We start from the raw sequence: 23345 nt of genomic DNA, 5'->3' as shown, positions 1-23345 counted from the left end.
TAAAACATGAACTAGCCACCACGACAAGCGAAAAGCGTGGCATTTCTCTCACAGAATTTGTGCAAAAGCACTACGTTATGCCAAGACATGAGCCGTGCTCATGCCAGGCATTTCCAAAACACATGCTCGCCACCGCGCAGCGGCACCAGCGTGTCGTTGCCGTAGGCGATTTCCGCCGGCACCTGCCAGCTTTCCTTCACCAGGGTGATGGTGTCGCTGTTGCGCGGCAGGCCGTAGAACGCCGGGCCGTTGCAGCTGGCGAACGCCTCCAGCCTGTCCAGCGCGCCGGCGGCCTCGAATGCCTCGGCGTACAGCTCGATGGCGGCATGGGCGGTGTACATGCCGGCGCAGCCGCAGGCGTTTTCCTTGGTGTGGCGCGCATGCGGCGCGCTGTCGGTGCCGAGGAAGAACTTGTCGCTGCCGCTGGTCGCCGCCTTGAGCAGCGCCTCGCGGTGCCGCTCGCGCTTGAGCACCGGCAGGCAGTAGTGGTGCGGACGGATGCCGCCGCTGAACAGCGCGTTGCGGTTCATCAGCAGGTGGTGGGCGGTGATGGTGGCGGCAACGTTGGCCGCAGCACCGGCGACATACTCCGCCGCCTGCCGGGTGGTGATGTGCTCGAACACCGTGCGCAGGGTTGGCAGGCGCTGCAGCAGCGGCTCGAACACGGTGTCGATGAACACCGCCTCGCGGTCGAACACGTCCACGGCAGGGTCGGTCACTTCGCCGTGCACCAGGAGCGGCATGCCCACGTCGGCCATCGCCTCCAGCGCCGCCATCGCGTTGTTCACGTCGCGCACGCCGGCGTCGGAGTTGGTGGTGGCGCCGGCCGGGTACAGCTTGATGCCGTGCACGAAGCCGGACGCCTTGGCCTTGCGCACTTCTTCCGCGGTGGTGGTTTCGGTCAGGTACAGCGTCATCAGCGGCTCGAAGGTGCTGCCGGCCGGGCGCGCGGCCAGGATGCGCTCGCGGTAGGCGGCGGCGGCCTCGACGGTAGTGACCGGCGGCTTCAGGTTGGGCATGATGATGGCGCGCCCCATCTGGCGACAGGTGTCCGGCAGCACCGCCGCCAGCGCCTCGCCATCGCGGATGTGCAGGTGCCAGTCGTCGGGGCGGGTAAGGGTCAGTTGCATGGCAAAACCTTTCTTGAGTAAAAAGCCGGCAGCACTGGCGCAGCCTTATTTGCGGCGGATTACCAGCAGGAAGCGGCCATCCTCGGTGGTGGACGACGCCAGCAGCGCATTGCCGGTCTGACGGCAAAAGGCCTCGAAATCCTTCGGCGCACCGGGATCGGTGGCGATGGCGGACAGCACCTGGCCGCTGCTCAGGCCGGCGAGCGCCTTTTTCGCGCGCAGGATCGGCAGCGGACAATTGAGACCGGACAGGTCGAGGTGAAGATCTGGCTGCATGAAAACTATCCCCTGCCATTACACGTTACAATGAAGCGGTCTATTTTAAGGTGCGCCGGCGGATTGCCCAAGTGCGCAATACCATTATATGTGTGTGATCGCCCTCGCCTACCAGAGTGCCGCCTGCGGGCCGCTGCTGGTGGCGGCCAACCGTGACGAGTATTACGCCCGCCCCACCGCGGCGCTGGATTTCTGGCGCCCGGAGCATCCGGACGTGCTCGGCGGCCGCGACCTGCAAGCCGGCGGCAGCTGGCTGGCGATGGACGTGCGCGGCCGCTTTGCCGCCGTCACCCACATCCGCGAGGGCCACGCCCGCAGCGCGGCGCGCTCGCGCGGCGAGCTGGTCAAACGCTTCGTCAGCGGCAACGAGTCGGCGCTGGAATTCGCCGCCTGGCTCAAGGCCGAGCACGGCCAGTTCGCACCGTTCAACCTGCTGTTCGGCGAAGTCCGCAACCTGCTGCACTTCAACAGCCGCAGCGGCATGCTCAACCGCGTGCCGCCGGGCATCCACGTGCTGTCCAATGCCGACATGAACAGCCGCTGGTTCAAGTGCGAACAGCTGCGCACACGCCTGCAGCAACAGACACGGCCACCGGCGGAAAACGAGGTGCTGCGCTGGCTGAGCGACCCGACCCCGGCACCGGTGGAACAGTTGCCCAATACCGGCGTCGGCCTGGCGCTGGAAAAAATGCTGTCGCCGGTGTTCATCAACGGCCGTGACTACGGCACCCGCGCCTCGTCGGTGCTGATGCTGAACGCACGCGGTGAATTAAGCTTTACCGAAGTCAGCTGGGGACTGGGCGGCCGTGAAAGCGGTCGCCGTCGCCAGAGCATGCGCCTCACTCCCAACAGGAACCCATGATCGTGAAATACCTTGCCCCCGCCCTTGTCATCGCCGTTGCGGCCAACCTTGCGCTGGCCGGCACCCTGGGCAAAGACCGCCCGGTCCACAACAAGCAGAACTGGTACGAGGAAGAAGCCCCGTGGCAGGAAGCCAGCGCGCCGCTACCCGACTATCCGGACAGCTTCGACTGGCGCGAGATCGGGATGCCGGGCGAGGTCAAGCAGCGCGTGTTCATCGACGCCGGCTCGATCCAGATCGGCAGCGATGGCGTTACCCGCTTTACCCTGCGCCAGCTGAGCAGCAAGGGTGCGGAAAACATCAGCCGCGAAGGCGCGCACTGCAACGAGCGCAGCCTGCGCAGCTACGGCTTTGCCGACCCCGAGGGCAAGCGCTGGATCGAATCGACACGCGCCAAGTGGCAGAAGGCCAGCTTTGGCGATCCTTTCCGCCAGACCATGCTGAAGAACCTGTGCCCGGACGGCCTGGCACCCGGCAATGCCGAAGCGCTGCTTACCAACCTGAACAAGCCGGACGCCAAACCGCGCAAGAAGTAAGCGGCCGCCGCCATGAGCACCCCGGCCCGGCAAAACCGGCACGCTACGGATGACACCTGCCCGACCGCGTGCGGCGGCACGGTTTTTTCCGCCGGCGGCGGCGGCACCGGTATAATCTGCCGCTGTTTTTTCAGCCGGGGTGTCATCGTGTCCGATCGTCTTGCCGTATTGCTGCAATACCTGCTGCCCAAGCAGGCGCTGACCGCCTTTGCCGGCCGGATCGCCAACGCACGTGGCGGCGAGCGCACCACGCGCCTGATCCGCTGGTTCGTGCGCCGTTACCAGGTCAACATGGAGGAAGCGGCCAACCCGGACATCGCCAGCTACGACACCTTCAACGCCTTCTTCACTCGCGCGCTGCGCGACGGCGTGCGCCCGCAGGCGGACGCGGCACTGACCTGCCCGGTGGACGGCGCCATCAGCCAGTTCGGCCGCATCGAGCAGGACCAGATCTTCCAGGCCAAGGGCCATCGCTACTCCACCACCGCGCTGCTCGGCGGCGACGCCACGTTGGCCGCACAGTTCGCCAACGGCCAGTTCGCCACCATCTACCTCAGCCCGCGCGACTACCACCGCATCCACATGCCGTGCGACGGCACGCTGCAGCGCATGATCTACGTGCCCGGCGCGCTGTTCTCGGTCAACCCGACCACCGCGCGCGGCGTGCCCGGCCTGTTCGCCCGCAACGAGCGCGTGGTGTGCGTGTTCGACACCGCGTTCGGCCCCATGGTGCTGACCCTGGTCGGCGCCACTGTGGTCGGCAGCATGGCCACCACCTGGCACGGCGTGGTCAATCCGCCGCGCCGCGGTGAGGTCACCGAGTGGTCCTACGCCGGCCAGCACATCACCCTCAAGCAGGGCGAGGAAATGGGCCGCTTCCTGCTCGGCTCCACCGTGGTGCTGCTGTTCCCGCAACACGGCATGGCGTTCAATCCGGCGTGGGCGCCGGCCAAGCCGGTACGCCTGGGCGAGGCGATGAGCACGCCGCGCTAAGACGGCCGGCCCCAACGCAAAACCGCGCGGCGATCACTCGCAGCGCGGTTTTTTCATGCGGCCAACCTTCAGGCCACGTCGGGCAGGCGGTGGAAGCTGGACGGCACGTCGTGCTCGTCACCGAAGCTGACGAACTCCCACGCGTCCGGCGTCTCCAGTAGCACGCGCAGCAGTTTGTTGTTGAGCGCATGGCCGGACTTGTGGCCGCTGAAGGCGGCGATCAGCGGATGGCCGACGATGTACAGGTCGCCGATGGCGTCCAGGATCTTGTGGCGCACGAACTCGTCCGGAAAGCGCAGCCCCTCCGGATTGAGCACGTATTCGTCATCGATCACGATGGCGTTGTTGAGATTGCCGCCGCGGCCGAGACCGTGACTGCGCATGTACTCGACCTCGTGCATGAAGCCGAAGGTGCGCGCGCGGCTGATCTCGTCGATGTAGGAACGGTGGGCGAAATCGATGTGCACCGTCTGCGGCGCACGGTTGAACGCGGGATGGTTGAACTCGATCGACAGCTCGACACTGAAGCCGTCGTGCGGTGCCAGCCGCACCCACTTGTCGCCCTCCACCACCTCGACCACCCGCTTGACGCGGATGAAGCGCTTCGGCTTGTCCTGGTCGACGATGCCGGCACTTTGCAGCAGGAAGATGAACGGTGCGGCGGAGCCATCCATGATGGGCATCTCCGCCGCGGTGACGTCGATCAGCAGGTTATCGATGCCCAGCCCGGCAAAGGCGGACATCAGGTGTTCGATGGTGCCGATACGCACGCCGGTCCCGGAGACCAGCGTCGAGGAGAGGCGCGTATCGTTCACCAGCGAAGGATGCACTTTGACACTGACCGGCTCGGGCAGGTCGGTACGGCGAAACACGATGCCGGTATCGGGCGCCGCCGGGTTCAGGGTCAGCTTCACCCTTTCTCCCGAATGCAGGCCGACGCCGGTCGCGCTGATCGCTTTTTTCAAGGTGCGCTGCAAAATCATCACATGCTTTCAAGCCGTTACAGTGACACCGATTCTAGCACAGCTCGCGCTAGTGCTTTATTGATTGACCGGATACCGACTATAGGTCTGCGCTATCAGTCTGCCTGCTTGCGCAGGAAGGCCGGGATATCGAACGACTCGCTGACCGACGGATCGGAGAAGTCGGCCGGGCCCGTTGCACGACGACGGTTGTTGCGGATCACCGGCGGAATGTCGTAGTCCACTTCCATCGCGATATTGTCGGTGCCGGTCTTCACGATCTTGATGTACTCCGGGCGCTCGTCACGGCCGGTCTGCGGCTTCTGGCCGAGGCCGGTCGCGATCAGCGTCACGCGGATGGTGTCTTCCGGCATGTCTTCCACTTCGGCGGTACCGAACTTCACCTGCGCATCGTCGTCGGCGTACTGGCGGATGATGGACATGATTTCGCGGTATTCGCTCATCTTCAGGCAACCCGGCGCGGTGGAGATGTTCACCAGTACGCCACGGGCGCCTTCCAGCGTGATGTTGTCCAGCAGCGGGCTGGCCACCGCCTGCTCGGCGGCGACGCGGGCGCGGTCGATACCGGAGGCGAAGGCTGAGCCCATCATCGCCAGGCCCATCTCGCCCATCACCGCGCGCACGTCGGCAAAGTCGACGTTGATCAGGCCGGGGCAGGTGATCACCTCGGAGATGCCGGCCACGGCGCCCTTGAGCACGTCGTCGGCGGCGCGGAAGGCATCGCGCATCGATACGTCGTCACCCAGCACGTCCATCAGTTTCTCGTTCGGGATCACGATCAGCGAATCGACGTGCTTCTTCAGCAGCTCGATGCCGTCGCCCGCCACGCGCATGCGCTTGCCTTCGTGGTCGAACGGACGCGTCACCACGCCGACGGTGAGGATGCCCATTTCCTTGGCCACTTCCGCCACCACCGGCGCGGCGCCGGTGCCGGTACCGCCGCCCATGCCGGCGGTCACGAACACCATGTTGGCGCCGCGCAGCATCTCGGCGATGCGTTCGCGGTCTTCCAGCGCGGCGCTGCGGCCAACCTCCGGATTGGCACCGGCCCCCAGACCGCGGGTCAGGTTGTTACCCAGCTGCAGCTTTTGCGCGGCCTTGTTGCGCTTTAGCGCCTGGGCGTCGGTGTTGGCGCAGATAAATTCCACGCCGTTCACCAGATTGTCGATCATGTTGTCGATGGCGTTGCAGCCACCACCACCGACACCGATCACCTTGATCACCGCCTCGGAGGCGGTTTCCTGCATTACTTCGAATACCATGCTCATTTTTTCTCTCCTGTTAAAAGATGAGCGAACCCGAGACCCTGGTCAGGCTCAGAAATTTCCGGCAAACCAGGCTTTCATTTTTTGAAACATCTGTCCTACACCGCCATCGTCCACCTTGTGGTGGGCGCGCGGAGTCATCTGGTCCTTGCCGTACTGCAACAGGCCGACGCCGGTCGAGAAGCGCGGATTTTTCACCACTTCCGACAAACCGCCGACATACTTCGGCACGCCGATACGCACCGGCATGTGGAACACTTCCTCGGCCAGCTCGACCATGCCCGGCATCAGGCTGGCGCCGCCGGTAATCACCATGCCGGAGGACAACACTTCCTCGAAACCGCTGCGGCGCAGCTCCTGCTGCACCAGCTGGAACAGTTCTTCCACCCGCGGCTCGATCACCTCGGCCAGCGTGGCGCGCGACATCTGGCGCGGGCCGCGCTCGCCGACGCCCGGCACCTCGATCATCTGCGCGGCGTCGGCCAGCGCCACCAGCGCCACGCCGTGCTGGATCTTGATGTCTTCCGCTTCCTTGGTCGGGGTGCGCAGCGCCATCGCGATGTCGTTGGTAATCTGGTCACCGGCGATCGGGATCACCGCGGTGTGGCGGATCGCGCCGTTGGTGTATACCGCGATGTCGGTGGTGCCGCCGCCGATGTCGATCAGGCAGACGCCGAGTTCCTTCTCGTCCTCGGACAGCACCGCCATCGCCGACGCCATCGGCTGCAGCACCAGGTCGGACACTTCCAGCCCGCAGCGGCGCACGCACTTGGCCACGTTCTGCGCGGCAGATACCGCGCCGGTGACGATGTGCACCTTGGCCTCCAGCCGCACGCCGCTCATGCCCAGCGGCTCGCGCACGCCTTCCTGGCCGTCGATGCTGTATTCCTGGGTCAGGATGTGCAGCACCTGGTGATCCGGCGGAATGGTCACCGCGCGCGCGGTTTCGATCACACGCTCGATGTCCATCGGCGTCACCTCGCGGTCCTTGATCGCCACCATGCCGTGCGAATTGACGCTCTTGATGTGGCTGCCGGCGATGCCGGTAAACACCTGGTGGATCTTGCAGTCGGCCATCAGCTCGGCCTCTTCCAGCGCACGCTGGATCGCCTGCACCGTGGATTCGATGTTGACCACCATGCCGCGCTTCAAGCCGCGCGACGGCACCTGGCCCATGCCGATGATGTTGATCTGGCCCTCTTCCAGCACCTCGGCGACGATCGCGACGATCTTCGAGGTCCCGATATCCAGACCGACCAGCATGTTCTTGCTTTCTTTAGGTTTGCTCACCTGTCGCTCCAACACTCAAAGCTTGTTTGCTGTTGCCGTGCTTGCCTGGTATTCCGGCATCTTCACGGCAAATCCATTGGGGTAACGCAGGTCGATGTACTCGATGCGATACGGCATGGCGGCCAGGCTGCGCGGCCAGTATTCGACAAACCGCGCCAGCCGCTCCGTCACCGGGCCGCGTCCCAGTTCCAGCATTACCCCGTTATCCAGTTCCATCTTCCAGGCGCGGCGCTCGCTCAACCACAATTGCCGCACTTTCAGCCTGGCCTGTGCCAGTACCGACCCGAACGCGTGCAGGGCCTGTACCATTTCCTTTTCACTGCCCGCCGGCCCGAACAGCACCGGCAGCGGCTGGTCACTGGCCGCATCGAACCAGCGGCCTTCCTTGCTGATCAGACCGCTTTCGCCCCACCGCGCCACCGCGACGTGTTCCGCGATGGTGATCTGCAGGCGGTCCGGCCACGTGCGCCGCACCTGCGCCTCGCGCACCCACGGCAGCTTCTCGAACGCACCGCGCGTCTTGTTGATGTCCAGCGTGAAAAAGGTGCCGGACAGCTCGTGCTGCGCGATGTACTTCAACTGCACCGGTGTCACCTTCACGAACTGGCCGCCAATCGCGATCCGCTTGACCGGAAACAGCGGCGAGTGCGTCAACCACACCCCGGCGCTGTACAGCAACATCAGCAGCGCAGCCAGCAACAGCATGTTCGCCAGCGCGCGCAGTACCGCATGGTTATCCCACATGAGCTGCCGCCAGCACCTGTAGGCACAGATCTTCGTAGGACAGTCCCTCGACCCGCGCCGCCATCGGCACCAGGCTGTGGCTGGTCATGCCCGGATTGGTGTTGGCCTCCAGCAGGTAGATGCCGCCGGCCTCGTCCATCAGGAAGTCGATGCGCGCCCAGCCGCGGCAACCCAGCACGCGGAACGCCTGCAGCGCCAGCTCGCGCGCACGCTGCTCGACGTTGGCCGCAAGGCCGGACGGGCAGCGATACACGGTGTCGTCGCGGAAATACTTGGCCTGGTAGTCGTAGTACTCGGTGGCCGGCTCGATCTTGATGGTCGGGTAGGCCTTGCCGTCGATGATGGCGCAGGTGTACTCGCCACCACCGATGAACTGCTCGGCGATCACGATCTCGTCGTACTGGTGCGCCTCGGCGTACGCCGCCTTCAGGCCGCCGTGTTCCTTCACCTTGGTGACGCCGATGCTGGAGCCCTCGGTGGACGGCTTCACGAAGATCGGCAGACCGAGGCGGGCCTCGATGGCGTCAAAATCGCTGTCGTCGCTCAGCAGCTCGAAATCCGGGATCGGCAGGCCGGCGCCCTTCCACAGCAGCTTGGTGCGCCACTTGTCCATGCAGATCGCCGATGCCATCACGCCGCAGCCGGTATAGGGAATCGCCATGCTCTCCAGCGCGCCCTGCAGCGTGCCGTCCTCGCCGAACGGGCCGTGCAGGATGTTGAACACGCGGGCAAAGCCTTCTGTCTGTAGCGCCGACAACGGCTTCTCCGACGGGTCGAACTTGTGCGCATCGACGCCCTTGCTCTGCAGCGCGGCCAGCACGCCGTTGCCGCTCATCAGCGACACTTCGCGCTCGGCGGAGCTGCCGCCCATCACCACTGCCACCTTGCCAAATTGCTTCATCATGTTTCCTTGCTGCCGCGTGAGCCGCACGCGGCCAACCTTGTCCTGGGTTATGCCTTGCTCGCCGCGACCAGCCGGGCCGGGATGCCGCCGATGGAACCGGCGCCCATGGTGATCACCACGTCGCCGTCACGCACCATGTCGCTGATGGTCTGCTGCATGTCGGCGATCTGCTCGACGAACACCGGCTCCACCTTGCCGCCGACCCGTACCGCCCGCGCCAGTGCGCGACCGTCGGCCGCCACGATCGGCGCCTCGCCGGCGGCGTACACTTCGGCCAGCAGCAGGCAGTCCACGCCGTTCAATACCTTGACGAAGTCCTCGAACAGGTCGCGGGTGCGGCTGTAGCGGTGCGGCTGGAACGCCAGCACCAGCCGCTTGTCCGGAAAGGCGCCGCGCACCGCGGCCAGCGTCGCCGCCATTTCCACCGGATGGTGGCCGTAGTCGTCGATCAGGGTGTAGCTGCCGCCATCCTTGGCCGGCAGTTCGCCGTAGCGCTGGAAGCGGCGACCGACACCCGCGAACTCGGCCAGACCGCGCTGGATCGCCTCCACCTCGGCGCCGCACTCCAGACCGATGGCGGTGGCCGCCAGCGCATTGAGCACGTTGTGGCGGCCCGGCATGTTCAGCGTCACCGGGAAGCGCAGGCCATCGGCCTTGACCACCACGTCGAAGTGCATCTGGCCGGCATCGGCGACCACGTTTTCGGCGTAGACATCGGCGCTGTCATCCAGACCGTAGGTGGTCACAGGCTTTTTCAGCTGCGGCACGATGCTGCGTACGTGCTCGTCGTCGACACACAGCACGGCACGGCCGTAGAACGGCAGGTGGTGGATGAAGTCGACGAAGGCCTGCTTCAGCTTATCGAAGCTGTGGTCGTAGGTGTCCATGTGGTCGGCGTCGATATTGGTCACCACCGACATCACCGGCTGCAGGTAGAGGAAGGAGGCATCGGATTCATCGGCCTCGGCCACCAGGTAGTCGCCGCTGCCGAGGCGGGCATTGGTGCCGGCCGCGGTCAGCTTGCCACCGATCACGAAGGTCGGATCCAGGTTGGCCGCACCCAGCACCGACGCGGTCAGGCTGGTGGTGGTGGTCTTGCCGTGGGTGCCGGCGATGGCGATGCCCTGCTTGAAGCGCATCAGCTCGGCCAGCATCATCGCGCGCGGAATCACCGGCACATGGTTGGCCTGCGCTTCCTGCACTTCCGGGTTGTCGGCCTTCACCGCGGTGGAGGTCACCACCACGTCGGCACCCTGGATGTAGGTGGCGTCATGACCAAAGAAAATGCGCGCGCCCTGCTCGGTCAGGCGCTTGGTGGCGGCGTTGTCGGCCATGTCGGAACCGGACACGGTGTAGCCCAGGTTCAGCAGCACCTCGGCGATGCCGCACATGCCGACGCCGCCGATGCCGACAAAGTGTATGTGTTTGACGCGATGTTTCATGGTGTCTTCTCTTGCTCGGGCCCCGTCGGGCCTAGTCCTATTCGGTATCCGCCAGCGCCTGGCACAGGTCGGCCACTCTGGCCGCCGCGGCCGGCTTGGCCAGCAGGCGTGCCTGTTCGGCCATCTGCAGCAGCTGCGGACGGGTCAGCCCCGCCAGCAGGCTGGCCAGTTGCTGCGGATTCATGTCTTGTTGCGGCAGATGGATGGCCGCGCCATGGGCCGCCATCCACGCCGCGTTGTCGCGCTGGTGCGAGGTGGTGGACACCACCAGCGGCACCAGGATGCTGGGCACGCCGGCGGCGCACAGTTCGCTGATGGTGATCGCGCCGGCACGGCACAGGATCACGTCGCAGTCGGCCAGCAGCGCGGCCATATTGTCGATAAACGGCAGCAGGGTAACGTCGCGGCCAACCTTCAGCCCGGCAACGGCATACGCCTGCTGCACCGCGTCGAAATTCTTGTCGCCGGTCTGGTGCGTGAGCAGCGGCCGCGCCCCGGTCGGCAGCAGCGCCAGCGCCTGCGGCAGGGTGTCGTTCAGCACCTTGGCGCCCAGGCTGCCGCCCACCACCAGCACCCGCAGCGGGCCAGTACGGCCGGCAAAGCGCTCGGCCGGCGGCGTCATCTGTTCGATCTCGGCGCGCACCGGGTTGCCGGTGACCACCGCCTTGTTCAGCCGGGCGGCCTCGCCGTCAAAGCCGCAGGCCAGATGGTCGGCAAACGGCAACAGCGCCTTGTTGCTCAGCAGCAGGCCGGCGTCGGCGTTGACCATCACCAGCGGCTTCCACAGCAGCGCGCCGGCGAGACCGGTCGGCAGGCACACGTAGCCGCCCATGCCCAGAATCACGTCCGGGCGGTGTTCGAACATCAGCTTCAGGCTGCGCACAAAGGCGGCGCCCAGCTGCAGCACGCCTTTTACCGAGCCCGGCAAACCCTTGCCGCGCACGCCGTGGAACGCCAGCCGGATCAGCGGGATGCCGGTCGGCGGCACCAGCCTGTTTTCCATGCCACGCTCGGTGCCGACCCACAGCACTTGCCAGCCGCGCCGTTGCAGCTCGCGGGCAACGGCGATGCCGGGGACGATGTGTCCACCCGTGCCTGCCGCCATTACCATCACCGTGCGTTTAGTCATCTCTTGCTTTCTCTTGCTCCGGACCGTAGCCCGTTATTCCGTTTGGCTGCGGCCAACGTTGGCCGCAGCGTGATTGCTTAAACCTTGCTGTCCGTTTTTCCTTCGCGGCTACCGCCGCTCGGACAAACCGCCGGCTGCGCCGCTACGCGGCTTGCTGCCTTGCGGCAGCCTGATACGCGGCCTTAAACCTTGAAGCCGCGCATCAGGCGGCGGTTTTCATAATCCACGCGCAGCAGCACCGCCAGCGAGGCGAGGTTGCACAACATCGCCGAGCCGCCGAACGACATCAGCGGCAGGGTCAGGCCCTTGGTCGGCAGCAGGCCCATGTTCACGCCGACGTTGAAAAAGGTCTGGATGCCCAGCCAGATGCCGATACCCTGTGCCACCAGCGCCTGATAGTAGCGTTCCAGCTTTTTCGCCTCGGTGCCGATATGGAAAGCACGGCGCACGATCCATGCGTACAGCCCCAGCACCATGCAGATGCCGACAAAACCGAACTCCTCCGAGATCACCGCCATGATGAAGTCGGTATGCGCTTCCGGCAGGTAGAACAGTTTTTCCACACTGCCGCCGAGGCCGACACCGAACCACTCGCCACGGCCGATGGCGATCAGCGAGTGCGACAGCTGGTAGCCCTTGCCGTACGGATCGTCCCACGGGTCGAGAAAGCCCAGCACCCGCTTCAGCCGGTACGGCGAGGTGATGATCAGCAGTGCGATGGCCACCACCGCCATGCCGGCCAGGCCGGCGAAGATGCGCATATTGATGCCGCCGAGGAACACGATGCCCATGGTGATGCTCATCACCACCATCAGCGCACCGAAGTCCGGCTCCAGCAGCAGCAACATGGCCACGAACACGATGGCCACCAGAATCGGCAGGAAACCCTGGCGGAAGCTGTGCAGCTTGGCCGCCTTGCGCACCGTATAGTCGGCCGCGTAGATGGCTGCCGCCAGCTTCATCACCTCGGACGGCTGCAGGTTCAGCAAGAACAGGTTGATCCAGCGCCGCGAACCGTTGACCACCTTGCCGATGCCCGGAATCAGCACCAGGATCAGCAAGAGGCAGGCAAGCAGGAAAAACTCGCCAGCATAGTGCTGCCACCTCGCGGTTGGCACCAGAAAGGTAGCCCCCGCCCCCGCCAGCGCGATGGTCATGTACACCATGTGGCGGAACAGGTAGTGATAGCGGTTGTTGATATCCGGATCGGCCTCGGCATAGGCAATCGACGCCGAGTACACCATCACCAGACTGACCGACAGCAACAGCGCAATCGCCCACATCAGCGCCTCGTCCATCACGGTGATGGCGGTGCTGTGCTGGTAGCGGCGGCGCACGGCGTTCATCACGACAGGCACTCCGCTTGCAGCTGCGCGACGGTATCGACAAATACCTGGGCGCGATGCGCGTAGTTCTTGAACATGTCCAGGCTGGCGCAGGCCGGCGACAGCAGCACCACGTCGCCGCTTGCGGCCAACCTTGCCGCCTCGCGCGTTGCCTGCTCCAGCGTGGTGCAATCGGTCAATGGCACGCCGCAGTCGGCCAGCGCGGCGCGGATGGCCGGCGCATCGCGGCCGATCAGCAGCACGGCGCGGGCGATGCGGGCGCAGGCGGCAGCCAGCGGCGCGAAGTCCTGGCCCTTGCCGTCGCCACCGGCGATCAGCACCACCTTGCGGGTCATGCCGTTCAGCGCCGCTTCGGTGGCACCGACGTTGGTGCCCTTGGAGTCGTCGATGTACATCACGCCGCCGAACTCGGCAACGAACTCGACCCGGTGCGCGAGGCCACGGAAGGTTTTCAGTGCCGGCAACAGCTGTTCGCGCGCGAGGCCGATCGCCTCGCACAGCGCCAGTGCCGCCAGCGCGTTGGCCGCATTGTGCAGGCCCTGCAGCGACATGTCGGCGCAGTCGAATACCGCCTGCCCGGCAATGGCCAGTCGGTAACGGCCGGCCGTCTGTTGCAGTGCGTAATCGGCGTCTTCGCGCAGCGAGAACCACACCACCCGCCGCCCGGCGCGTGCCATGGCGCGGCAGAAGGCGTCGTCGCGGTTCAGCACCTGCACGCCGCCGCCGTTGAAGATCGCAGTCTTGCTGTGCGCGTAATCCAGCAGGTCGTGGTAGCGGTCGAGGTGGTCTTCGGAAATGTTCAACACGGCGGCGGCGTCGGCTGCCAGACTGCGCGTGGTTTCCAGCTGGAAGCTGGACAGCTCGACCACCCACACATCCGGCCGCTTGCCGCCGGCTTCGCGCTCGGCCAGCGCGGTAAGCACCGGCAGGCCGATGTTGCCGCACACCACGGTGTCGAGGCCGGCGGCCGCGCACAGGTGGCCGACCAGGCTGGTAACGGTGCTCTTGCCGTTGGAGCCGGTGATGGCGATCACCCGGGCGCCGCTGCCGGCAATGGCGCGTGCCCACAGTTCCACGTCGCCGACCACCTCGCCGCCGGCGGCGGCAAAGGCGGCGATGGCCGGGCTGCGCACGCTAACGCCGGGGCTGACCATCAGCATGTCGGCGTCACGGAAGGTGGCGTCGCCGAAGGCGCCGAGGCGGATATCCACGCCAAGGTTGGCCGCAAGCGCCGCCGCGCCCGCCGGTGCCTCGCGGCTGTCGGCGATGGTGACGCGCGCGCCGTGCGCGATCAGCCAGTGCGCGGCGGAGACGCCGGTGTCGCCGCAGCCCACGACGATGATGTGACGGTTATCGAAGCGCATCACGTAGTCCTCACCGCAGTTTCAGGGTGGCGAGGCCGGCCAGTACCAGCATCATGGTCACGATCCAGAAGCGCACCACCACCTGGGTTTCCTTCCAGCCCTTCAGCTCGTAGTGGTGATGCAGCGGCGCCATGCGGAACACGCGCTTGCCGGTGAGCTTGAACGAGGCGATCTGGATCATCACCGACAGTGCCTCCATCACGAACAGGCCGCCCATGATCAACAGCACGATCTCCTGCCGTACGATCACCGCGACGGTGCCCAGCGCGGCGCCCAGCGCCAGGGCGCCGACGTCGCCCATGAACACCTGCGCCGGGTAGGCGTTGAACCACAGAAAGCCGAGGCAGGCGCCGCAGATGGCGGCGCAGAACACCACCACCTCGTGCGCACCCGGCACGAAGGGCATGCCCAGATACTTGGAGAACACGGCGTGGCCGGCAACGTAGGCGAAGATCGCCAGACCGGCGGCCACCATCACCACCGGCAGCGCGGCGAGGCCATCGAGGCCGTCGGTGAGGTTGACCGAGTTGGAGGTGCCGACGATGACGAAGTAGGTCAGCACGCAGAAGCCGATGCCGCCCAGCGGATAGATCACGTTCTTGAAGAACGGGATGATGAACTCGGTGGAGGCCGGCAGCTTGGCGGTGGTGATCAGGAACACGCCGGCGGCAATGGCGATGGTCGATTGCCACGCCATCTTGAAACGGGCGGAGACACCGTTCGGGTCCTTGTACACCACCTTGCGCCAGTCATCGTAGAAACCCAGCGCGCCGGTGCCCAGCGTCACCGCCAGCAGCAGCCACACGTACTGGTTGGACAGGTCGGCCCACAGCAGGGTGGTGACACTCATCGCCAGCAGGATCAGCGTGCCGCCCATGGTCGGGGTGCCGGTCTTCACCAGGTGCGTCTGCGGGCCGTCGCTGCGTACCGCCTGGCCGACCTTGAGTTCGGTCAGCTTGGCGATCACCCACGGCCCCAGCCACAGCGAGATCACCAGCGACGTCAACGCCGCCATCACCGCACGCAGCGTGACGTAGTTGAGGACGTTGAAAGCCCGGATGTGGTCCTTTAGCAGTTCAGCCAGTAACAGCAGCACGTTTAGCCCTTCCCGTTTTCTTGTTGTTGTGGGGTTACCAGATGGGCAACGACCCGTTCCATGCGCATGAAGCGCGAACCCTTGACCAGCACCGTGCTGGCCGGGGTCACCACGGCATCCAGCCGCGCCAGCAGCGCGGCGATGTCGTCGAAATACTCGGCGCCGGCACCGTAGGCGTTGGCCGCATGGCGGCTCAGCTCGCCCAGGCACAGCAGCTGCTCGATGCCGCGGGCACGGGCGTGGGCGCCGACTTCGGCGTGCAGTGCCGGTGCGGTGTCGCCCAGCTCGCCGATCTGTCCCATCACGAAGATGCGCGGTGCCGGATAGGCGGCCAGCACGTCGATGCCGGCCTTCATCGAATCCGGATTGGCGTTGTAGCTGTCGTCGATCACGGTGGCACCGTTGGCGGCGCGCTTGCGCTGCAGGCGGCCCTTGACACCGGCAAAGGCGGAAAGACCGGCGGCAATGGTGAGCAGCGGCACCTCCAGCGCCAGCGCCACCGCAGCGGCGGCCAGCGCGTTGCGCACATTGTGCTCGCCGGCGGCTGGCAGCTCGATCGCCTGCTCGCCTTGCGGGCAGACCAGCACGAAGCGGCTGGCATCCGGCAGCAGAACAATATCGCGCGCGCGGACATCGGCACCGGCCGATAGCCCGAAACGCACGCAACGGCGGCGGCCAGCAGCAGCAGCGAACAGCGCCCGCTCGCTGTCGTCGGCGTTGATGATGGCGACGCCGTCGGCAGTCAGCCCCTCGAAAATCTCGCTCTTGGCGCGGGCGATGTCGGCGGTGCCGGCAAAGTGGCCGGCGTGCGCGCGCAGCGCATTGTTGACCAGCGCCACCTGCGGCCGCGCCAGGCTGGTGAGGTAGCGGATCTCGCCGTGGTGGTTCATGCCCATCTCGATCACCGCGTAGCGGTGTGCGGCGGTGAGCGCCAGCAGTGTCAGCGGCAGGCCGATGTCGTTGTTGAAGTTGCCGGCGGTGGCGTGCACCGCGGCGTCACCGGCATGGACGCGCAGGATGGCGGCCACCATTTCCTTGACCGTGGTCTTGCCGTTGGAGCCGGTGATGCCGATGCGCTTCACGTCCAGACGCGCGCACCAGGCTGCGGCCAGGGTGCCCAGCGCCAGACGGGTGTCATCGACACGGATCACGCTGCCGGCGGCCGGCGCGAAGTCGCGGCGCACCAGCGCGTAGGCGCCGCGGGCCAGCACCTCGGGCACGAAGTCGTGCGCGTCGAAGTTGTCGCCCTTCAGCGCCACGAACAGGTCGCCGGCCTGCGCCGCACGGCTGTCGGTGACCACGCGGTTGAACACGGCGTCGCTGCCGGCCAGTGTGCCGGACAGGATGCGGGCGGCCTCACTCAGCGTCAGCATTGTGGGCCCCCCAGGCAGTGAGCGCATCTTCGGCAACGCGGAAATCGGAGAACGGCTGCTTCACGCCGGCAATGTCCTGATATTCCTCGTGGCCCTTGCCGGCGATCAGCACCACATCGCCGACGCGCGCCTGCAGCACCGCCCAGTGAATGGCGGCGGCGCGGTCGATTTCGACATGGCCCGGTGCCTGCATGCCGGCGAGGATGTCATTGATGATGGCCTGCGGGTCTTCGCTGCGCGGGTTGTCGCTGGTCACCACCGCCACGTCGGCGATGCGCTCGGCGATGCCGCCCATCAGCGGGCGCTTGCCCTTGTCGCGGTCGCCGCCGCAGCCGAATACGCAGTACAGCTTGCTGTCGGCAGGGCGGATCTCGGCCAGGGCAGCCAGCGCCTTGTCCAGCGCGTCCGGGGTATGGGCGTAATCGACCACCACCAGCGGTTCCAGGCTGCTGCCGATGCGCTGCATGCGGCCGCGTGCCGGCTGGATCTTGCCCAGCACGCGCGCGGCGTCGTCGAGGGTCACGCCGTTGGCACACAGCACCGCCAGGCAAGCCAGCATGTTAGCTGCATTAAAACGCCCCAGCAGCGGGCTCTTGATCTCGGCCTCGCCCCACGGCGTGGTCACGGTCAGCTGCAGGCCGTCAAGGTTGGCCGCAAGGCTCAGCGGACGAACGTCGCCCTGCTCCAGGCCGTAGCTGATCACGCGGGTCTTGCTGGCGTCGATGCCGGCGGCCAGGGTACGACCGAAGGCGTCGTCGGCATTGATCACCGCGTGTTGCAGCCCCTGCCAGTGGAACAGCTTGGCCTTGGACGCACCGTACTCCTCCATGGTGCCGTGGTAGTCGAGGTGGTCGCGGGTCAGGTTGGTGAACACTGCGCTGCGGAAGGCCACGCCGTTGACGCGGAACTGGTCGAGGCCGTGGCTGGACACTTCCATGCTCACCACGCTGGCGCCCTGGCGACGGTATTCCGCCAGCTTCTGCTGCACGGTGACCGGATCGGGGGTGGTATGGGTGGCCTGCGTCAGCTCGCCGTAAAAACCGTTGCCGACGGTGCCGATCAGCGCCGCCTTCTCGCCCAGCAGCGCATAGGCCTGCGCCAGCCAATGCGAAATCGAAGTCTTGCCGTTGGTACCGGTGATGCCGATCACCGCCATGTCGCGACTGGGGTAGCCATAGACGTGGGCGGCGACGATACCGGCACGCTCGCGCAACTGCGGCACCGCCAGGTTGGGCACCTGCCACGCCGGATTCCACTGGAAGCCGTCGGCATCGTCCCACAGCACCGCGGCGGCGCCCTTTTCCAGCGCGGCGGCGATGAAGTCACGGCCGTCGCTGTACTCGCCACGGCAGGCAAGGAACACGTCGCCGGGGAATACGCGGCGGCTGTCCGCCTCGACGCGGGAGATGGCGACGCCCAAACCCTGCAACACGGCAGGGTCCCAGTCAGGCAAGTCGATCAAGCTTGTTTTCATGTTTCTTCCCGCACTTCCGAAATCTGGTGTTCCGGAATCAATGTATTGTTGGAGGGAGCATCCGGCTCGACCCCCAGGATTCGCAAACTGCCGGCCATGATGTTGGAAAACGCCGGCCCGGCCACCGCGCCACCGTAGTAGGCACCGGCACCCGGTTCATCAATCATCATCGCCACGATCAGCCGTGGCGTGGTCGCCGGCGCAAAACCGACAAACAGGCCGATATGCTTGTTGGCCGCATAGGCGCCACCGACCAGCTTGCGCGCGGTACCGGACTTGCCGCCAACGTGATAGCCCAGCACCTGCGCGCGCACCGCGGTACCGCCCTCTTCGGTCACGGTCACCATCATGTCGCGCATCTTTTTAGCCGTGCCCGGCTTGATCAGGCCCTTGCCCGGCAAGGGCACGCTCAGGCGGGTAAACGACACCGGCAACAGCGCACCGCCATTGGTGAACACCGTATATGCACGCGCCAGCTGCAACAGGCTGACCGACACGCCATAACCGAACGACATGGTGGCCTGCTCAATCGGGCGCCAGTTCTGCCAGTCGCGCAGGCGACCGGCGCTTTCCCCCGGAAAACCGGTCTGCGGGCTTTGCCCGAAGCCGGCCTGCCGGTAAAACGTCCACATTTCCTCCGGCGAGAACATCGCCGCCATCTTCGACGAACCCACGTTCGACGATTTCTGGATGATCTGCGTCACCGTCATCACCGGCTTCGGGTGCGTATCGCGCACCGTGGCCGGACCGATGCGGTAGGTCTGGGTGTCGAACACCGTGTCCGGCGTCACCTTGCCGGCATCCAGCGCCATCGCGATCGGAAACGGCTTCATGGTCGAGCCGGGCTCGAACATGTCCACCACCGCGCGGTTGCGCCGCATTTCCGGCTCCAGCACCGCACGGTTGTTTGGGTTGTACGACGGGGTGTTGGCCAGTGCCAGCACCTCGCCGGTACGGGCATCCAGTACCACCACGCCGCCGGCTTTCGCCTTGTTCACATCCATCGCCGCCTTCAGCTCGCGGTAGGCGAGGTACTGGATGCGCTTGTCGATCGACAGCTGCAGCGTCTGGCCGTCACGCGGCGGCTCGATCACCGCCAGGTCTTCCACGATGTGGCCGCGGCGGTCCTTCAGCACCGTGCGGCTGCCGTGCCGGCCGGCGAGCATCTTCTCGCGCGTCAGCTCGAAACCTTCCTGTCCCTTGCCGTCCACGCCGGTAAAGCCGACCACGTGCGCCAGCATCTCGCCGGCCGGATAGTAGCGGCGGAATTCCTGCTGCTTCGCCACCCCCGGGATCTCCAGCGCCATCACCTGCTGCGCCAGCGCCGGACTGATCTGGCGCTTAAGGTAGACGAACTCGCGCTTGTTGTCCGACAGCTTGCGCTTCACTTCATCCAGCGGCATTTCCAGCAGCCGCGCCAGCTGCTGTAGCTTGGCGGCCGGCACCGTGCGCAGATCCATGTCTACCGGGCTGGCCCAGATCGACTGCACCGGGGTGCTGATCGCCAGCGGCTCGCCGTTGCGGTCGGCAATCTCGCCGCGATTGGCCTCCAGCAACAGCGTGCGGCGGAAGCGCGCATCGCCCTGGTTCTGCAGGAAATCCTGCTGCACCACCTGCAGGTAGATCGCCCGTGCCAGCAAGGCCAGCAGCAGCAGCCCCAGCAAGGAAAGCACCACGGAGACCCGCCCTGGCGCCAGTCGCATCGCCGGCTTCAGGTTCTGCTGGTAGCGCGGCGTGTACACCCGTCTCATCGCACGCCCTCAGGCGTGATCACATGCACTTGGCGCTGGCTCGGCGTCAGCATCTGCAGGCGCGCGGCGGCAGTCTTTTCGATCAACGCATGCGCGCCCCAGGTGCTCTGTTCCAGCGTCAACTGCCCGTACTCCACATCCAGCTGGCGCGCCAGCTTCTGTTCTTTTTCCAGCTCGTAATACAGCTTGCGCGCCACATGGGTGGAACTCACCACCGATATCGCACACAGGACCAGCAGCAGCAGCAGTACTGCATTCAGCTTGTTAAGGCTCACTTTGCGCCCTGCCACTGCCCGCCGATGCGCTCGGCCACGCGCATGATTGCGCTGCGCGAGCGCGGATTGGCGGCCACTTCCGCCTCGCCGCAGCGGACTGCCTTGCCCACCGGCCTGATCGCCGCCTCGGGAATGTCGCAGGCACGCACCGGTACCCACGAGGGCAGCTTGTCGGTGGTGCTGGCATCGCGGATGAAATTCTTCACGATGCGGTCTTCCAGCGAGTGAAAACTGATCACCGCCAGGCGGCCGCCTGCGGCCAACCTTGCCACCGTTTGCGGCAGGATTTCCTTCAGCTCGTCCAGCTCGCGGTTGATGTAGATCCGGATCGCCTGGAAGGTTCGCGTCGCGGGGTCCTGACCCTGTTCGCGAGTACGGACGTTTTTCCCAACGAGCACAGCGAGCTCACGCGTCGTTTCGAGGGGACGTTCAGCCCTGTGCGCAACAATGGCTGCTGCGATCTTGCGAGCAAACCGCTCTTCACCATAAGTCTTGATAACCTCTGCAATATCCGCCTCGTCAGCCGTGGCCAGCCACTGCGCGGCCGTCTGGCCGCGGGTGGTATCCATGCGCATGTCCAGCGGCGCGTCAAAACGGAAGCTGAAACCGCGGCGTCCGTCGTCAATTTGCGGGGACGAAATCCCCAGATCCATCAACACACCGTCGACCTGGGCCACGCCCAGCGCGTCCAGCTCGGCGGCAAAGGCGGCAAAGCCGTTGTGCACGATGGTAAAACGGCCATCACTGGCCGCCAGTGCGGTGGCGACCGCAATCGCCTCCGGGTCCTTATCGAAGGCGATCAGCCGGCCCGTCGGGCCCAGCTGCGACAAAATCAAGCGACTGTGGCCGCCGCGCCCGAAGGTGCAATCAACGTAAACGCCATCCTTGCGGATGGCGAGCGCCTCTACGGCTTCGTCGAGCAGCACCGTGCGGTGAACAAAAACTGCGTCGGTCAAAGTGTGAAATCTCCAAGGTGCTGCGCCAGTTCGGCCGGATCAAGCGCCAGCGCAGCATTGGTCTGCTCGTCCCACTGGGCGGCATCCCACAATTCAAATCGGTTACCCATCCCCACCAGCGCCACTTCCTTGTCCAGCTTGACCAGCTCGCGCAGCCGCGCCGGCAGCAGGATGCGGCCGGCGGCGTCCATCTCCAGCAGGTCGGCGTGGCCGAGCATCAGGCGCTGGTAGCGCTTCAGGGCCGGATTGGCGGCCGGCAGCTTCAGCAAGCGCTCTTCCACCGGTTTCCAGTTGGCTTCGGGGTACAACAGCAGGTGCTCGGACGATTCCAGCGTGATCACCAGGCGATGGCCGAACGCGGACAACAGTGTCTCCCGGTGCTTGGCCGGAATGGCCAGACGCCCCTTGCTATCGAGAGAGACAATGCTTACGCCGCCGATCATTTTGTTGTCACATCACCTGAAATTAATGCGCTGACACTCCACAATTACCCACATTGCCCCACTTTTCGCCACTATAGGGAAACGACATCAGCCGGTCAATATTGATTTGTGGCATTTCGCCTTTCGCGACAAAGACTTAGAGCAGGTCAAAGCAAAGGGAAAACAAGAGAAATCAGCGGCTTACAGCATCCTCTGCAGGCAGAGTGTCAANCCAAATACGGGGCGCCCGCTGTTTTTACGGGCTTACGCCAGCTTCTGCTTCAGGATTTCCTGCACCTGCGCCGGGTTTGCCTTGCCTTTGGACGCCTTCATCACCTGTCCGGCCAGCGCGTTGAGCGCCTTTTCCTTGCCGGCGCGGAATTCTTCCACCGCTTTCGGGTTGGCGGCCAGCACCTCTTCCACCATCTTCTCGATGGCGCCGACATCGGACACCTGCTTCAGGCCATCGCGCTCGATGATGACGTCTGCAGACAGCTCGCTGTCCCACATCGCATCAAATACCTGCTTGGCCAGCTTGTTGGACAAGGTACCGTCGGCAATGCGTACCAAGAGACCGGACAAGCGTTCGGCATTGATCGGCAGCTCGGCGATGTCCTTGCCCTCGCGGTTGAGGCGCGCGGCGACGTCGCCGCCCAGCCAGTTGGCGGCCAGCTTGCCCTGGCCGGAGGCCGTCGCCACCGACTCGAAATAGGTGGCCAGCGCGCGGCTGCCGGTCAGCACCGCCGCGTCGTACGGGGTGACACCGAAAGCGTCGACAAAACGCGCCTTCATCTGCGCCGGCAACTCCGGCATCTCGCTGCGAACGCGCGCGATCTGCTCGTTGCTGATGCGCACCGGCAGCAGGTCCGGGTCCGGGAAGTAACGATAGTCGTGCGCGTCTTCCTTGCTGCGCATCATGCGCGTTTCACCGGAATCCGGATCGAACAGCACCGTCGCCTGCTGCACCTTCCCGCCGTCTTCGATGGTTTCGATCTGCCACTGCGTCTCGTACTTGATCGCCTGCTCCAGGAAGCGGAACGAGTTCAGGTTCTTCACCTCGCGGCGGGTGCCGAATTCGGCCTGGCCGAACGGGCGCACCGACACGTTGGCGTCGACGCGGAAGCTGCCTTCCTGCATGTTGCCGTCGCAGATGCCCAGCCAGGTCACCAGCGTGTGCAATGCCTTGGCGTAGGCGACCGCCTCTTCCGCCGAACGCATGTCCGGTTCGGACACCACCTCCAGCAGCGGCGTGCCGGCGCGATTGAGGTCGATGCCGGTCATGCCGTGGAAGTCTTCATGCAGCGACTTGCCGGCATCTTCTTCCATGTGCGCGCGGGTGACGCGGATGGATTTCTCCTCGTCGCCGACCAGGATGTTCAGCTTGCCGTGTTCGACGATCGGCAGCTCCATCTGGCTGATCTGGTAGCCCTTGGGCAGGTCGGGGTAGAAGTAGTTTTTGCGGGCAAACACGTTCTTCTGGTTGATGGTGGCATCCAGCGCCAGGCCGAGGCGGATCGCCTTCTCCACCACCGCCTTGTTCAGCACCGGCAGCACGCCAGGCAGCGCCAGTTCCACCAGCGAGGCCTGGGTGTTCGGTTCGGCGCCGAAGGCGGTGCTGGCGCCGGAGAAAATCTTGGAAACGGTGTTGAGCTGCACGTGCACCTCAAGACCGATAACGACTTCCCATTTCATGTTTGGAAAATCCTTCTTGTTTTAAAGGTTGGCCGCAGGCTG

The 23345-nt window shown here is 65.4% G+C and carries 22 protein-coding genes; 3 read left to right on the top strand and 19 right to left on the bottom strand.

Going from position 1 to position 23345, the window contains the following annotated elements:
- Nucleotides 1-98: 98 nt before the first annotated feature.
- On the bottom strand, nucleotides 99-1130 hold the full coding sequence (gene pyrC, locus IE083_RS07485; protein WP_189352985.1) for a dihydroorotase: 1032 nt from the start codon (nucleotides 1128-1130) through the stop codon (nucleotides 99-101).
- Nucleotides 1131-1175: 45 nt separating this feature from the next.
- Nucleotides 1176-1406, bottom strand: a complete 231-nt coding sequence (locus IE083_RS07480) for a sulfurtransferase TusA family protein (protein ID WP_189352984.1) — start codon at nucleotides 1404-1406, stop codon at nucleotides 1176-1178.
- Nucleotides 1407-1494: 88 nt separating this feature from the next.
- Between IE083_RS07480 and IE083_RS07475 the strand changes: the two genes are divergently transcribed.
- From IE083_RS07475 to asd, 3 genes are all read left to right on the top strand, one after another.
- The gene (locus IE083_RS07475) at nucleotides 1495-2268 is read left to right on the top strand and encodes an NRDE family protein (RefSeq protein WP_189352983.1); all 774 of its coding nucleotides are present in this window, start codon (nucleotides 1495-1497) and stop codon (nucleotides 2266-2268) included.
- Entirely contained in the window at nucleotides 2265-2804 is a 540-nt protein-coding gene (locus IE083_RS07470) for a CNP1-like family protein (RefSeq protein ID WP_189352982.1), read from the top strand. Before IE083_RS07475 ends, IE083_RS07470 begins: the two co-directional genes overlap by 4 nt.
- Nucleotides 2805-2951: 147 nt before the next feature.
- Entirely contained in the window at nucleotides 2952-3797 is an 846-nt protein-coding gene (asd, locus tag IE083_RS07465; RefSeq protein WP_189352981.1) for an archaetidylserine decarboxylase, read from the top strand.
- A 68-nt stretch (nucleotides 3798-3865) separates the two neighbouring features.
- Here asd and lpxC read toward each other — a convergent pair whose 3' ends face one another.
- The 17 genes from lpxC to gatB form a co-directional block, all read right to left on the bottom strand.
- Nucleotides 3866-4777 carry a UDP-3-O-acyl-N-acetylglucosamine deacetylase gene (gene lpxC, locus IE083_RS07460; protein ID WP_189353005.1) on the bottom strand — a complete coding sequence of 304 codons (912 nt, stop codon included), beginning with the start codon at nucleotides 4775-4777 and terminating at the stop codon, nucleotides 3866-3868.
- A 98-nt stretch (nucleotides 4778-4875) separates the two neighbouring features.
- Nucleotides 4876-6048, bottom strand: a complete 1173-nt coding sequence (gene ftsZ, locus IE083_RS07455; RefSeq protein WP_189352980.1) for a cell division protein FtsZ — start codon at nucleotides 6046-6048, stop codon at nucleotides 4876-4878.
- A 48-nt stretch (nucleotides 6049-6096) separates the two neighbouring features.
- Nucleotides 6097-7308, bottom strand: a complete 1212-nt coding sequence (ftsA, locus tag IE083_RS07450) for a cell division protein FtsA (protein ID WP_229799651.1) — start codon at nucleotides 7306-7308, stop codon at nucleotides 6097-6099.
- A gap of 42 nt (nucleotides 7309-7350) precedes the next feature.
- Nucleotides 7351-8079 carry a cell division protein FtsQ/DivIB gene (locus IE083_RS07445; RefSeq protein ID WP_189352978.1) on the bottom strand — a complete coding sequence of 243 codons (729 nt, stop codon included), beginning with the start codon at nucleotides 8077-8079 and terminating at the stop codon, nucleotides 7351-7353.
- The gene (locus IE083_RS07440; RefSeq protein ID WP_189353004.1) at nucleotides 8069-8980 is read right to left on the bottom strand and encodes a D-alanine--D-alanine ligase; all 912 of its coding nucleotides are present in this window, start codon (nucleotides 8978-8980) and stop codon (nucleotides 8069-8071) included. Before IE083_RS07440 ends, IE083_RS07445 begins: the two co-directional genes overlap by 11 nt.
- Before the next feature lie 50 nt (nucleotides 8981-9030).
- Nucleotides 9031-10425 carry a UDP-N-acetylmuramate--L-alanine ligase gene (murC, locus tag IE083_RS07435; protein ID WP_189352977.1) on the bottom strand — a complete coding sequence of 465 codons (1395 nt, stop codon included), beginning with the start codon at nucleotides 10423-10425 and terminating at the stop codon, nucleotides 9031-9033.
- A gap of 37 nt (nucleotides 10426-10462) precedes the next feature.
- A complete protein-coding gene (gene murG / locus IE083_RS07430) occupies nucleotides 10463-11554 on the bottom strand; it encodes an undecaprenyldiphospho-muramoylpentapeptide beta-N-acetylglucosaminyltransferase (protein WP_189352976.1) in 1092 nt (363 codons plus the stop codon).
- 182 nt (nucleotides 11555-11736) lie between these two features.
- Nucleotides 11737-12900, bottom strand: a complete 1164-nt coding sequence (gene ftsW, locus IE083_RS07425; RefSeq protein WP_189353003.1) for a putative lipid II flippase FtsW — start codon at nucleotides 12898-12900, stop codon at nucleotides 11737-11739.
- A complete protein-coding gene (murD, locus tag IE083_RS07420) occupies nucleotides 12900-14264 on the bottom strand; it encodes a UDP-N-acetylmuramoyl-L-alanine--D-glutamate ligase (RefSeq protein ID WP_189352975.1) in 1365 nt (454 codons plus the stop codon). The genes ftsW and murD overlap by 1 nt, the downstream gene beginning before the upstream one ends.
- 10 nt (nucleotides 14265-14274) lie before the next feature.
- Nucleotides 14275-15357: a phospho-N-acetylmuramoyl-pentapeptide-transferase gene (mraY, locus tag IE083_RS07415; protein ID WP_373295177.1), complete on the bottom strand. Its 1083-nt coding sequence runs from the start codon at nucleotides 15355-15357 to the stop codon at nucleotides 14275-14277.
- Nucleotides 15358-15362: 5 nt separating this feature from the next.
- Nucleotides 15363-16733, bottom strand: a complete 1371-nt coding sequence (locus tag IE083_RS07410; protein WP_189352973.1) for a UDP-N-acetylmuramoyl-tripeptide--D-alanyl-D-alanine ligase — start codon at nucleotides 16731-16733, stop codon at nucleotides 15363-15365.
- Nucleotides 16717-18207, bottom strand: a complete 1491-nt coding sequence (locus IE083_RS07405; protein ID WP_189352972.1) for a UDP-N-acetylmuramoyl-L-alanyl-D-glutamate--2,6-diaminopimelate ligase — start codon at nucleotides 18205-18207, stop codon at nucleotides 16717-16719. The genes IE083_RS07410 and IE083_RS07405 overlap by 17 nt, the downstream gene beginning before the upstream one ends.
- Nucleotides 18204-19958 carry a peptidoglycan D,D-transpeptidase FtsI family protein gene (locus IE083_RS07400; RefSeq protein ID WP_189352971.1) on the bottom strand — a complete coding sequence of 585 codons (1755 nt, stop codon included), beginning with the start codon at nucleotides 19956-19958 and terminating at the stop codon, nucleotides 18204-18206. The genes IE083_RS07405 and IE083_RS07400 overlap by 4 nt, the downstream gene beginning before the upstream one ends.
- Complete coding sequence (gene ftsL / locus IE083_RS07395; RefSeq protein WP_189352970.1) at nucleotides 19955-20233, bottom strand: cell division protein FtsL; 279 nt, start codon at nucleotides 20231-20233, stop codon at nucleotides 19955-19957. Before ftsL ends, IE083_RS07400 begins: the two co-directional genes overlap by 4 nt.
- Nucleotides 20230-21189, bottom strand: coding sequence for a 16S rRNA (cytosine(1402)-N(4))-methyltransferase RsmH (gene rsmH / locus IE083_RS07390; RefSeq protein WP_189352969.1), 960 nt, complete (start codon nucleotides 21187-21189; stop codon nucleotides 20230-20232). Before rsmH ends, ftsL begins: the two co-directional genes overlap by 4 nt.
- Nucleotides 21186-21632, bottom strand: coding sequence for a division/cell wall cluster transcriptional repressor MraZ (mraZ, locus tag IE083_RS07385; protein ID WP_189352968.1), 447 nt, complete (start codon nucleotides 21630-21632; stop codon nucleotides 21186-21188). Before mraZ ends, rsmH begins: the two co-directional genes overlap by 4 nt.
- Nucleotides 21633-21875: 243 nt before the next feature.
- The gene (gatB, locus tag IE083_RS07380) at nucleotides 21876-23303 is read right to left on the bottom strand and encodes an Asp-tRNA(Asn)/Glu-tRNA(Gln) amidotransferase subunit GatB (RefSeq protein ID WP_189352967.1); all 1428 of its coding nucleotides are present in this window, start codon (nucleotides 23301-23303) and stop codon (nucleotides 21876-21878) included.
- Nucleotides 23304-23345 lie beyond the last annotated feature (42 nt).

This window comes from Vogesella fluminis (assembly GCF_014652335.1).
GTDB classification, from domain to species: Bacteria; Pseudomonadota; Gammaproteobacteria; order Burkholderiales; family Chromobacteriaceae; genus Vogesella; species Vogesella fluminis.
The sequence above is the reverse complement of the archived record's forward strand: the minus strand, read 5'-3'. Positions and strand labels throughout refer to the sequence as shown.

Coding starts and splice junctions, on each gene's coding strand:
- pyrC (WP_189352985.1), bottom strand. CDS start 1,130: ATGCAACTGACCCTTACCCGCCCCGACGACTGGCACCTGCACATCCGC.
- IE083_RS07480 (WP_189352984.1), bottom strand. CDS start 1,406: ATGCAGCCAGATCTTCACCTCGACCTGTCCGGTCTCAATTGTCCGCTG.
- IE083_RS07475 (WP_189352983.1), top strand. CDS start 1,495: ATGTGTGTGATCGCCCTCGCCTACCAGAGTGCCGCCTGCGGGCCGCTG.
- IE083_RS07470 (WP_189352982.1), top strand. CDS start 2,265: ATGATCGTGAAATACCTTGCCCCCGCCCTTGTCATCGCCGTTGCGGCC.
- ftsZ (WP_189352980.1), bottom strand. CDS start 6,048: ATGAGCATGGTATTCGAAGTAATGCAGGAAACCGCCTCCGAGGCGGTG.
- ftsA (WP_229799651.1), bottom strand. CDS start 7,308: ATGCTGGTCGGTCTGGATATCGGGACCTCGAAGATCGTCGCGATCGTC.
- IE083_RS07445 (WP_189352978.1), bottom strand. CDS start 8,079: ATGTGGGATAACCATGCGGTACTGCGCGCGCTGGCGAACATGCTGTTG.
- IE083_RS07440 (WP_189353004.1), bottom strand. CDS start 8,980: ATGAAGCAATTTGGCAAGGTGGCAGTGGTGATGGGCGGCAGCTCCGCC.
- murC (WP_189352977.1), bottom strand. CDS start 10,425: ATGAAACATCGCGTCAAACACATACACTTTGTCGGCATCGGCGGCGTC.
- murG (WP_189352976.1), bottom strand. CDS start 11,554: ATGACTAAACGCACGGTGATGGTAATGGCGGCAGGCACGGGTGGACAC.
- ftsW (WP_189353003.1), bottom strand. CDS start 12,900: ATGAACGCCGTGCGCCGCCGCTACCAGCACAGCACCGCCATCACCGTG.
- murD (WP_189352975.1), bottom strand. CDS start 14,264: ATGCGCTTCGATAACCGTCACATCATCGTCGTGGGCTGCGGCGACACC.
- IE083_RS07410 (WP_189352973.1), bottom strand. CDS start 16,733: ATGCTGACGCTGAGTGAGGCCGCCCGCATCCTGTCCGGCACACTGGCC.
- IE083_RS07405 (WP_189352972.1), bottom strand. CDS start 18,207: ATGAAAACAAGCTTGATCGACTTGCCTGACTGGGACCCTGCCGTGTTG.
- IE083_RS07400 (WP_189352971.1), bottom strand. CDS start 19,958: ATGAGACGGGTGTACACGCCGCGCTACCAGCAGAACCTGAAGCCGGCG.
- mraZ (WP_189352968.1), bottom strand. CDS start 21,632: ATGATCGGCGGCGTAAGCATTGTCTCTCTCGATAGCAAGGGGCGTCTG.
- gatB (WP_189352967.1), bottom strand. CDS start 23,303: ATGAAATGGGAAGTCGTTATCGGTCTTGAGGTGCACGTGCAGCTCAAC.